The 10,972-nt window shown below is 40.8% G+C and carries 11 protein-coding genes and 1 pseudogene; 5 read left to right on the top strand and 7 right to left on the bottom strand.

Going from position 1 to position 10,972, the window contains the following annotated elements; all coding sequences use genetic code 11:
* Positions 1–94: 94 nt before the first annotated feature.
* Entirely contained in the window at positions 95–286 is a 192-nt protein-coding gene (locus V7K56_RS24525; RefSeq protein WP_334914474.1) for a DUF5678 domain-containing protein, read from the bottom strand.
* A gap of 234 nt (positions 287–520) precedes the next feature.
* Here V7K56_RS24525 and V7K56_RS24520 point away from each other — a divergent pair, with 234 nt between their 5' ends.
* Positions 521–1,705 (top strand): AbrB family transcriptional regulator, encoded by a 1,185-nt coding sequence (locus tag V7K56_RS24520; protein WP_334914472.1) that lies wholly within the window; start codon positions 521–523, stop codon positions 1,703–1,705.
* Positions 1,706–1,788: 83 nt separating this feature from the next.
* Here V7K56_RS24520 and V7K56_RS24515 read toward each other — a convergent pair whose 3' ends face one another.
* Positions 1,789–2,283 carry a DUF3598 family protein gene (locus tag V7K56_RS24515; protein WP_334914470.1) on the bottom strand — a complete coding sequence of 165 codons (495 nt, stop codon included), beginning with the start codon at positions 2,281–2,283 and terminating at the stop codon, positions 1,789–1,791.
* 43 nt (positions 2,284–2,326) lie between these two features.
* On the bottom strand, positions 2,327–3,397 hold the full coding sequence (locus tag V7K56_RS24510) for an FAD-dependent monooxygenase (RefSeq protein ID WP_334914468.1): 1,071 nt from the start codon (positions 3,395–3,397) through the stop codon (positions 2,327–2,329).
* A gap of 289 nt (positions 3,398–3,686) precedes the next feature.
* Here V7K56_RS24510 and V7K56_RS24505 point away from each other — a divergent pair, with 289 nt between their 5' ends.
* Entirely contained in the window at positions 3,687–3,815 is a 129-nt protein-coding gene (locus V7K56_RS24505; protein ID WP_334914466.1) for a hypothetical protein, read from the top strand.
* 125 nt (positions 3,816–3,940) lie between these two features.
* Here V7K56_RS24505 and V7K56_RS24500 read toward each other — a convergent pair whose 3' ends face one another.
* The 3 genes from V7K56_RS24500 to glsA all read right to left on the bottom strand — a co-directional run bounded on the left by V7K56_RS24500 (position 3,941) and on the right by glsA (position 6,039).
* A complete protein-coding gene (locus V7K56_RS24500) occupies positions 3,941–4,477 on the bottom strand; it encodes a DUF3598 family protein (RefSeq protein WP_334914464.1) in 537 nt (178 codons plus the stop codon).
* A 203-nt stretch (positions 4,478–4,680) separates the two neighbouring features.
* A complete protein-coding gene (locus V7K56_RS24495) occupies positions 4,681–4,998 on the bottom strand; it encodes a hypothetical protein (protein ID WP_334914463.1) in 318 nt (105 codons plus the stop codon).
* Between the two features lie 66 nt (positions 4,999–5,064).
* The gene (gene glsA / locus V7K56_RS24490; protein WP_334914461.1) at positions 5,065–6,039 is read right to left on the bottom strand and encodes a glutaminase A; all 975 of its coding nucleotides are present in this window, start codon (positions 6,037–6,039) and stop codon (positions 5,065–5,067) included.
* 898 nt (positions 6,040–6,937) lie between these two features.
* Between glsA and V7K56_RS24485 the strand changes: the two genes are divergently transcribed.
* A complete protein-coding gene (locus V7K56_RS24485; RefSeq protein WP_334914459.1) occupies positions 6,938–8,041 on the top strand; it encodes a septal ring lytic transglycosylase RlpA family protein in 1,104 nt (367 codons plus the stop codon).
* A 173-nt stretch (positions 8,042–8,214) separates the two neighbouring features.
* The gene (locus tag V7K56_RS24480; protein ID WP_334914457.1) at positions 8,215–9,819 is read left to right on the top strand and encodes a bifunctional pantoate--beta-alanine ligase/(d)CMP kinase; all 1,605 of its coding nucleotides are present in this window, start codon (positions 8,215–8,217) and stop codon (positions 9,817–9,819) included.
* 376 nt (positions 9,820–10,195) lie between these two features.
* On the opposite strand, the gene V7K56_RS24475 is transcribed toward V7K56_RS24480, so the two are convergent.
* Positions 10,196–10,591, bottom strand: a complete 396-nt coding sequence (locus V7K56_RS24475; protein WP_334914455.1) for a hypothetical protein — start codon at positions 10,589–10,591, stop codon at positions 10,196–10,198.
* Positions 10,592–10,717: 126 nt separating this feature from the next.
* Here V7K56_RS24475 and V7K56_RS24470 point away from each other — a divergent pair.
* Positions 10,718–10,972, top strand: a pseudogene (locus V7K56_RS24470) (transposase); the annotation flags it as partial.

Here is a 10,972-nt window from a genome sequence, read left to right as displayed (position 1 = left end):
CTCACTCAATCGTAGCGATCGCTGCCGTGAATGCTCTGTTGTGCAAATCCATACATAGCAAACTTTTTGCCTTTTTATAACCGTCGAACTTACGTTAAATTAAAAAAGGCTGTTTTGCAGCATTACCTAATGCTAAAACTTCGCGTAAGTTTTCGCTGTGAGCAATTATTCCATTCGCATTGTAAGCGATATATTGATTTTTATATAAATCTAATAACATCTGGCGGTTACGATTCAACCACTTGAACATTTCATCTCTTTCTCTTTTAGAGGGAGTTGTGTTCATATATTTAATTTTGTCTGTGGATGTAGAATATCTCTGGCACTATTTTAATTGTCTGGTGCAAGAGGTGAGCTACCAAACCTGACTTAAATTTAAATCTAAAATAAACTCGCTATTAAAACCAAACCCTACACCTATATCATTTTGCTTATTTCTGGTAATGTGTAGTGTGCGATCGCATCGCTGGAGATCCACTTTTGCACCTATAGCTTAGACTTAAATAAAAGCTTAGTATCGATGAACCAAAGTGTAAGTGGTACTCCCAGTCTGGAAAAACACACTCATGAAAATCTTGTTGTTACCAAACAACAGCTATTTAGCAAGCAAGTAATTGTCCTTGCCTTGGAAATGCTTCTGGCATTACCTCTGGGTTTACTCCTCGCAAAGTTCCAAATTGGCAGGATTGCCTGGATATTTGGTGGGATTGCGGCTGGTACAGTGGTTCTCCAAGGGTGTCGAATTTTTTATCAATATTCTCCCCAACCTAACCGCACTGCTAGAAAAGTGGGAATGGCACTTGTCGGCTTAACTGTCGGCGCTTCCAATACCCACGCTAATCTAGCTAGTATCGCTTCTTATATTCCCATATTTATTTTTCTTACCTTATTTCTGCTGCTGAGTGGAAGTTGTATCGGTTACATTTACTCCCGTGCCAGCAAAACCAACCTATTTACAGCAATGCTGGCTACAGTTCCTGGTGGTGTCGGAATTATGGCAGCGATCGCTGCCGATTACAATAAAAATGTTACCTTGGTTGCTCTAGTTCAGGCGATTCGCGTCACCTCTGTAGTTGTTCTAATTCCCTTCATTGCTAGGACTTCGGCTGGTAATTACTATCCGCAAACCCTCCCAATCAACGCTGCTTGGCTCAATTTTGATCCATCTCAATTAGAATTACTCTTATTAGTACTTTTAATCACTGGATTAGTAGTTTATCCAGCTATATTATTTAAAATTCCTGCTGGCGATTTCTTTGGTGCATTGTTGATTGGTTTTGGGTTTAATCCTTTGCTACATTGGCTGCCTTTTGTGGGTGATATTAGCTTTAGTCCGCCGCCTTTAATTAACTTATTGGGTCAAATGCTTTTGGGAATTACTATTGGTGAGTATTGGGGAGATAAACCCAATTTTAGGAAGCGGACTGTTGGTTATGCCTTGATGTCTGTAGGGATGACTCTCGTAGCCGGAGCGATCGCTGCTATACTTGCGATGCAATTAACCTCTTGGGATTGGTTAACCTGTCTGTTAGTCACAGCACCAGGAGGCTCGGCAGAAATGATCCTGGTTTCCTTGGCATTGAATCATAATGTTGAAATTGTCACAACTGGTCATTTAGTGCGACTAATTGCGATTAATAGTTCCTTACCGCTTTGGCTGTTTTTGTTTCGCCGTCTAGATGAGCAAGTTTCTGAACCAGTTTAATTCTTCTTAAAAATAAAGGTCAAATTACCCGATTTTGCTTGATTGGAACCTTCCTTGCTCAAATCTAGAACTATCTAATCTATTTAGGAAAAACGAGTTTCTTCAATAAAGGAGATGCCATCAAAAATGCCATCTTTAAAAGCTTGGGTACTACGAACTCGGTGATTTTCATCGAGTAAAGTCATTGTTTCCATAAATGTAATCAGCGCGTTATCTTGAGTTTTCGTCATCCGAAAGCAAACTGTTTCCTGACCTGCATCCCAAGCGATCGCAGAAAAATCAGAATAACTGCTAGAAAACAATTTCAAAATCCTATCTTCAAAGTATCCTTCAAAATTAAGCTGGAGATGAGAGCCATCTGAGTATTCATAATTGTTAACTTGTCGGTACTGACTCCCCTCAATCAAGATGGTAAAACTACCGAAAAAGCTGCGAGAAAAATGTCCGCGTTTATCAGTTTTAATATACTCACCTTTCCAAGTGCCAATATGACGTGTAAAAATTTCTGGAACTTTCTCCAGATCGGGAGATGTCGCAGGCGTGATGATATCTTCGCTAATTACAGGGTTGTTACTCATTAATTTTAGGTAAAAACTAATTTTACTTTAAGTTTCGCGTTGGCTAACGACGACCAATTTTCTGGCTCATCTCACGACTCGTGCGTTGATATTCGTGAACAATGGGTAATCTTTCCGTCTGATAATTTTCTAGAGCTTCGGCAATACTAGCACTAGAAGTGAGATATTGTGTTAAAGACAAACCATCTTCCCAACCTGAAGTCATGCCTCTAGCGCGAGTCGAACTTTTTGCGTGAGCTGCATCACCAATTAAAATAACACGACCATCATACAGTTTCGGCAGGGGGTCGATGTCATAGGAATAACGACAAATAATATTTTCTAGAGGGGTTGACTCAATTACATTTCGTGCATCCTCTGGGAGTTTGGCTAATTCTTGGGGAGGAATAGATATATTAGCCGGTTGTAGTGCGCCTATTTCAGAATCCGTCTGCTCTTTTTCTACAAAGAAACCCCAATGAGTCAGATTTCCACCAATATGAAAGAAATTTGCATAAATTCCCCGACCGCGTACATAAACAAAAAAGTTTCCCTCTGGACAAAAGCTATTATCTGTGACAATGCCTCGCCAAACTAGATCGCCTAAATAGCATAGTTCTACATTCGGAACCACAAACTGCCGAACCTTAGAAAGAATACCATCAGCACCCACTATCAGATCCCCTTCCCAGTGACTTCCATCTTTAAAGTGTGCGATCGCGCTATTGTCAGTCTGCGTTATCGAAGCTAATTGAGCATTAAAATGAATATTATCAGGGGGTAAAGTATCGAGGATTGCTTCTAAAATCACCTTTCGGTGTACGAGCATTCCTGGTAGTTCATCTTCACCATAGGTGACGGATTCTGAATTGATCAATCCACCTTTAAGATTGCGAAACTCGAATAATTTAACAGGATCGCCTGAGTTAATAATTTTTTGGCTGATTTGAGGGTTTCCTTTATCAAGTGCCTCCATACCTGATTGCACAATAAGAATGCCACATCCATCGGTACGTACTACGGGAGCTTTTTCAAACAAGTCAACTTGAAACCCTTCTTGAATAAGCAAACTGGCAAGATAAGCTCCTGATGTCCCGGCGCCGATAATACCTATCTTGCTGTTGGAAGAAACCATCTGTGACTCTCTTGATTTAATCTTGTTTAAATGATGCTTGATTGAGATATTATCTTAAATAGTAAGCCAAAAAATTGTTTATAAAGGGCGATGCCTACGCTAATAGGTAAATCGAGCTTTTTGGACTTGTGTATACTATTGTAGACCAGCCAAGAGGAGCAAGAATCAGCCTGCTCTACCTTTCAATCAAATTTAGCTTCTTCACCTGAACAATCAAATAGATGTAAACCTAACCTTTGGGAAGTTCTACTAAAATTTAAGTCCTACAGTCGCTTTTAAAAACGGATGCATGAATCAAAAACATTTGTGGACTGGCCCATACATTCAGAGTCGAATCATAGACGTGTTTGTCGGCGCAGCTCGGATTTTGGGAATGATGGGCAGTAGTGTTGCACCAGTACATTTAGTTCTCTTGTAAGCTTGAGTAGCGATTATATCAATCTCTGCTGTAATGGATTTGCAATTTAATAATGTACTAATCATTTATAACTATTGGATATCAGGAATGTTTCTAGCGTCACCGAAGAAAATACTCCAAAATCATCATAATTGCCAATTACCACTAAAATCACGTTTTGGTAATTGATTTAATTCAGTTGACCAATATTTACTAGGTAATCCATTACAATCTTCACGAATATTTACTGTAAAGAATAAATTTCTGCTATCGTCATAAACAACACCTACACTATGCCGTAAATCTTCATATCTAAATAATAATTCTATGCCAAAATATGAGTTGGGTTTTAACTTCACTGTTGCCCAAGTAGCATGACCGTCAGCAAAGAAGTATCCTCGCATCGTCTCGCGTGATGGGTGAAAAAGTCCATTATCTAAGCTATTTGACAGAAAATCAAATTCCCAACTCTGTTGCTTATTTTCGCCATTTGCATAACTATTTGCATAACTATAAGTATTGGTATGGGCGATTTTAGTCTTTTCTGGATTGCTTTTAAAACTTCTCAAACTTTGAAATGATTCTTTGACATTACCTTCTGGTGTATATTGCGTCCAAATTCCATGCCAATCGAGCAAATGGTTAGTAGTAAAATAATTCCAATTTCGTTCTTTGACATCCATAATATTTGTGTCTTTTGTATATTTAAAATCTTCTTGTTAAAGCTTTATACCTGCAACTATTTGCCACCGTGCTAAATTATTATTCACAGGATTTTGATCGCCAATTTTAGTGACAATCGGCTTCATCCCTAACTCTTCTTACAATAAGCTCAATATACATCCAGCTAAAAGCAAATAAATTTAATATTTAATTAATATCTCATTTAAGCTGGCGGTTGTATGTTTTGAAATTCTTTAATTGCTTCAATATGGGCTTGATTTACCTTCGTATGCTCCTTTACAGCTTCTGAATATACATCTGTTGAAGGATCTTCTGTTAGTCTGTGCCCCAAATCTTGAAATTTCTGCGCGTGTTCGTGCATGGTTTTTCCATAGGCCTCGATACGTTCTTTTTGTTCCGGATCGATTTGGTCATTTGTTTCTAAACTCTTACCCAACTCTTGTATCTCTTTGCTATGCTCAATTGCTTTTTGAGCATGTTTTTGTGTTGTCTCTATAGTCTGCTTTGAAACTTCATGCATAATGTTAATCCAGACTCTCGTCTTAAAAGAACTATAAAATAAAATTCCTTTACCCCTTTGCTTCTTTCAACCAAATTTCGTCTCTTGACCTGAACAGTCAAATAGATGTAAACCTAACCGTTGGGAAAGTTCTTCACACACCTTCACCCCCCGCACACTGTTACCACGCACATCCAACAACGGTGAAAAAACTCCAATGCCCATCTTATTGGGTACAACGGCAATAATCCCACCACAAATGCCGCTTTTCGCCGGAATTCCAATTTTGTAAGCCCACTCACCTGCAAAATTGTACATCCCGCAGGTATACATAACACTCAAAATATCTTTAATATAACGCTTATCTACCGCTTGTTCTTTGGTGATGGGGTTAATACCTCTGTTCGCCAGAGTAGCCGCCATCACCGCTAAGTCTTGGCAATTCACCATCACAGCACACTGCTGAAAATAAAGATCCAGCGCCTCTTCAATGTTTCGGTCAATCATGCCAAAGTTGAGCATCAGATGCGCCATTGCGCGGTTGCGATGGCCTGTACTACGTTCTGAGGTAAAAACTGAAATGTCAACGAACATGTCGCGGCCAATATATCGACGAAACATATCCAGCATTCGATTGAGGCGTTCGGTAGGGCCAGAACCTTTGATTAAGCTTGTAGTAGCGATCGCTCCTGCATTTACCATTGGATTTAATGGTCGATTTGATCGCTCATCCAAAATAATCGCGTTGAATGCATCCCCCGTTGGTTCCACGCCAACTCTAGTTAAAACATAATCCAGTCCATGATCTTCTAAGGCAAGTCCATAAGCAAACACCTTGGAAATTGACTGAATAGTAAAAAGTTGCTCGTAGTCCCCAACTTTGTAAACCTGACCATCTACTGTCACAATGCAAATGCTGAATAAATCCGGGTTTGCCTTTGCCAGTTCAGGAATGTATTTTGTGACTGCACCCTCCCGCAGTGACTTGTACCGGGAATACAACTCGTTGAGAACAGCTTTTAATGGCGATGGTTCTATTTCTAAATCTTCTTGATTTGTCATTAGGCAGATGGCATTTCCCAAAATACCTACTATATATAGAAGGGGTGCAGCTGTACATCCCTACAGCTACAAAGATTTTGTCGAAAACAGTTTGCTCTCAAAAATCACATTTGAGTAATTACTGAGGTTAAGAAAAATTTACTGTTATATATATTACATAAATCATCTGTTATCTAAGCGATCGCGAAGTTTTATTAATTTTTAAGTCATTAATCTGGACGAATATTAGTTTGAGTATCGTCCTTTTTTTTATACTCAGCAATACTGGAGTATTAAGTGATATTTATCACTAATATCAGTCTAGTTGTGGAGAATAAAAGTAATGATTGATGTAAGTAGAAAAAACTTTGAAAAAAGATATTAGACTCAAACTAATTTGCATAATTATTTAAGATGTAACTCGTATCACGACTTATTCATAGTTAAATCTAAATATTTCCTTAAATAAATGATTTTAGGTATTTATGCTGATGCTGTTTAATTAAAGTTATATTAAGTTGCTGAGAGAAATAGCAAAAAACCATGTAATCTAGAATACACGAGTAGTTGCGAGCCTTTACAACCGATGTGAATAGGGTATCGTCACTTTGGTGTGAAATAAACATAAAATTTTTTGAAGAAATTTTTGACTTACACAAAAAAGCGTTACATAGCCAAAGTCCGCTTTTGAGAAAGGTTTCGCCCTTCAAATTGGAATTGGAATTTGAGAAAGCGGGCATTAGTTACGCTAAAACCCTGATCCCCAAGCCAAAAGGTTCGTGTTAGTCTGTTGCAGTTATAAAGAACAAAGTGAAAACGGAACGAGTTCGAGTTTTTCAAATAGGGAAATCACTTTCACCAGTGAAAAATCCCGCAAGTTATAAAACTTAAGTTCTACAGTCGCTTTAAAAACGGACGCATGAATCAAAGACATTTGTGGATTATTGTTGCCCTGTCTATGGCTGTTTTGGGCATACCCTCAGTCGGTTGTACTCAAACCATCAAGAAAAATGTACTAACTTCCCAAAAATCACCTGCCCCTGATGTGGTGAAGGTGGGAGAGTACCAATCAACAGCAGGGAAACAAACCTTGGATGCTGTGATTACAGAAATTCATCCTCATGACATTAAAGGACGTAAGGCGGCAACCCTTTTTATCAGAAATATACCTGTTCTCACCTTTTTGAGTTCTGTATCAAATACAAATCTTGAAAGTAAAAAAGTTGGTGAAATTGGAGATGCTGAGGGCGTACAATCGTACGCCCTTATTACTAGCAATTCACCAAATGCATTGAATACTGGCAACGTAACAGATGCGAGTAACCAGATTAGCTCAGTTGACAATGACCCGGTTGAGATAGCTAGTGTAATAGCAGCTAAGATTAACCAGTTGAATCGGGAAAACGTGGATGCGAGTAAGATTACCGTCAGTTGGAAAGCAGGGGAAAAATCTATTGCCAATCAAGCGCAAAACAAAAGCGCCCCTGTCCAAGAAGATGGCGATCGCTATGTAATCAAAGTTAATGACGAAGAGTTGGTAGAAATCAACGAAAGTACGCAATTAGCAGGTACTACCAACGATCTAGCGCAAGATGCATTGCAAGCAACCAATCGCCTGCGGAGACTACTAGGCAATGCATCTCCCTTAAAAGAAATTGCGAATTTACCAGTACGTCAACCAGTATCGATACCAAAGCTGCCTCAACAAATTGCCGTCGGAGTAGTGCAAGCTACCTTGATAGGCATGGCTTCTTATTACGGTTATGACGGTTCTGGTAATCGTACTGCTAGCGGACAGAGATTTAATCCAGAAGGAATGACTGCCGCCCATCGCAGCTTACCCTTTGGTACGCAAGTGCGTGTAACTAACACCCGCAACGGTCGTTGTGTGGTAGTGCGGATTAATGACCGCGGCCCATATATTCGGGGTCGAATCATTGACCTGTCTGCTGGTGCAGCTCGGATTTTGGGAATGATGGGCAGTGGTGTTGCACCAGTACATATTGAAGTCTTGGGAAAATAATTGAGTGGGGAGTAGGGAATAGGGAATAGAGATTTTTCCAATGCCCAATGCCCAATGCCCAATGCCCAATCCCCAGTTCCGTATCACTTAATTCCCCTAGTTCAATCAACTCTTCCCTCTATTTCAGATATAAACTAACGGGGGAGGGATCGATAAGAACTAGGGGTATTTTTGTGCGCCTGCTGACAACAGTCGCAGCTTTACGCTGCTATTTAACTAAACACTGCTCAGAAAACAAGCTGATTGCAGTTACTGAGGATCTGAGATTAGATGAGATGACTGCCTGGTATCAGACGGCAGTCGGTCTGGTGCCAACGATGGGGAATTTGCATCAAGGTCATTTAAGCTTGATTCAACGGGCGCGGCAAGAAAATTCTACGGTGATTGTGAGTATTTTCATCAATCCCTTGCAATTTGCTCCTAACGAGGATTATCAACACTATCCTCGCACTTTAGAGCAAGACCAAAAACTTTGCGAACAAGCTGGAGTTGATGCCATTTTTGCACCGACTCCGGAAGAAATGGCAGTTTCTCAGAAGAGTATACAAGAATCAAAGGTTACACAAGTTATCCCCCCATCTGCTATGATAACAGGCTTGTGTGGTCGTTCTCGGCAAGGTCACTTTCAGGGTGTCGCTACGATTGTTACCAAACTTTTCAGCTTGGTACAGCCTGACCGTGCTTACTTTGGTCAAAAGGATGGTCAGCAACTAGCAATTATTAAACGCTTAGTAGCTGACTTAAATTTGCCAGTAGAAATTGTTGCTTGTCCAACAGTACGGGAAGCGTCGGGTCTTGCTTTGAGTTCTCGCAATCAATATTTGACGGCAACGGTAAAAGAGCAAGCAACGGTGTTATATCGTGGTTTGCAACGAGCCCAAGCTGCATTTATTGCAGGCGATCGCAATCGTAACAAGTTGATAGCAGTGGTACAGCAAGAAGTAGCAATGGTCAGTACAGTCTGTGTGGAATATATTGAATTGGTTGAACCGACTACGTTGATGTCTTTAGAAAAAGTTGAGGAGGAAGGAATGTTGGCGATCGCAGCTCGTCTTGGTGCTACACGTTTGATTGACAATATCATATTGCGCGATCGTCAACCCATTATCGCTATTGATGGCCCAGCTGGTGCTGGAAAATCCACAGTGGCGCGGCAAGTGGCAGCAAACCTGAGTCTAGTGTATTTAGATACAGGAGCGATGTACCGTGCTGTCACTTGGTTAGTATTGCAAAAGGGAATTGCGATTGAGGATGAGTGTGCGATCGCCGAATTAACTAATCGGTGTAAAATTGAACTTACTCCCACCCAGGATTTACAATCGTCCGTGCGGGTTTGGATTGACGGCACTGATGTTACCCAGGCAATTCGCACCATTGAGGTAACATCTCAAGTATCGGCGATCGCGGCACAAAGCGCAGTCCGTCAAGCGCTGGTTAAACAACAGCAAAAATGGGGCAAAAAAGGTGGTTTAGTTGCTGAAGGTCGGGATATTGGTACTCACGTATTCCCCGATGCGGAAGTGAAAATCTTCTTAACCGCTTCTGTGAGTGAACGCGCCCGTCGCCGCCAGCAAGACTTTAACACCCAAGGTCAACCTGAAGTGAGTTTAGAGCAACTGGAACACGACATTGCTGAACGTGACTGGAAAGATAGTACACGCAAAGTTTCGCCTTTGCAAAAAGCAGCAGATGCGATCGAAGTGCAAACTGATGGTTTAGCCGTGTCAGAAGTCACGGCAAAAATAGTTAACTACTACCAGCAACGTCTATCTGAGTAGTGTCATCGAAGAGAGCAAGGAGACAAGGGAACAACCATTTAATCAATCTCTGCTAGTGTTACCTTAGATCTCTTGCAAAAGTCCCAAAATCAGGTATGTCATTCTGAGCGAAACGCAGTGGAGAGAAGAATCTCACTAAATGTATCGCTCCGCTTAATATGACAATTTAAGCATTTATGCAAGAGGTCTCTTGTCTCCGACTTCAGTTGTACTCTTCTGGTCAATAATAGACCTCTTGCAAAAGTTCCCTAAACCCCACCCCCAGCCTCTCCCCGCCTGCGGGGAGGGGAGACTTTGACGTAAGTCAAAGGCAGGGTGGGGTTCTTATTTTGGATTTATGCAAGAAGTCTAATAAAGAAAATACCTGTAATCGGGATTATTGCCGAATTTGGCTTCTGATCAAGAGTTGTTCTGCACTTGCCAGGATGAGTAGTGGCGCGACAGATGCTTTGGCGATCGCCTCTATTGCCCAGTTGTGATTTACCAAGTCAGGGAGCGCTGTAAAAAGCGTCAATCCAATGATGAGTAAAAGTAAAATTATGTAAAAATTCCGATCCCAAGCAGGTTTATCGCGCAGTCTCTCTTGGCGGTCTATTAAGCGTTGTCGCCAAAATCGAAAGGTACTAAGGACAGCGACAAGGTATAACAGTCCAGCATTAATTAGCAGGGTTATTTTATGCTTTGGAGTGATGTCAGGATGCCCAAGTGCGATCGCCGTCAAGCAAACTCCCGCTACTAGATACAGAAAAGTAAACAGGGTAAAGTGTTTCATTAGTTTCTTTTTGTGCTTTGTAAAGAGAGCAGGCTCTAAGAGGTTGTTTGAAAAGTTGGGAATGTTGTAAAAAAGCTCTCTCAGTATACGCTGTGAATAGATACTAAACAGCACCGAGAGAGTGGTATGAGTAAAGCATACAAGAGCAACCTAACCCTGGCACAATATAAATTTCTCAGTGACATGATTCCAGAGCCAAAACCGGGTGGTCGAAAGCGTGAAGTTGATATTTGGGAGGTTCTCAACGCGATTTTCTACATTTTGGTAGAAGGAGTCAGATGGTGATCGCTACCAGGAGATTTTCCTGCTTGGCAAACGGTCTATACATACTTTCGCAATTGGCGTAAAGACGGGACTTGGCTAAAAATCCACGATAGTCGT

It is taken from the genome of Nostoc sp., assembly GCF_036917535.1.
In the GTDB taxonomy this organism is placed as follows: domain Bacteria; phylum Cyanobacteriota; class Cyanobacteriia; order Cyanobacteriales; family Nostocaceae; genus Nostoc.
The sequence above is the reverse complement of the archived record's forward strand: the minus strand, read 5'-3'. Positions and strand labels throughout refer to the sequence as shown.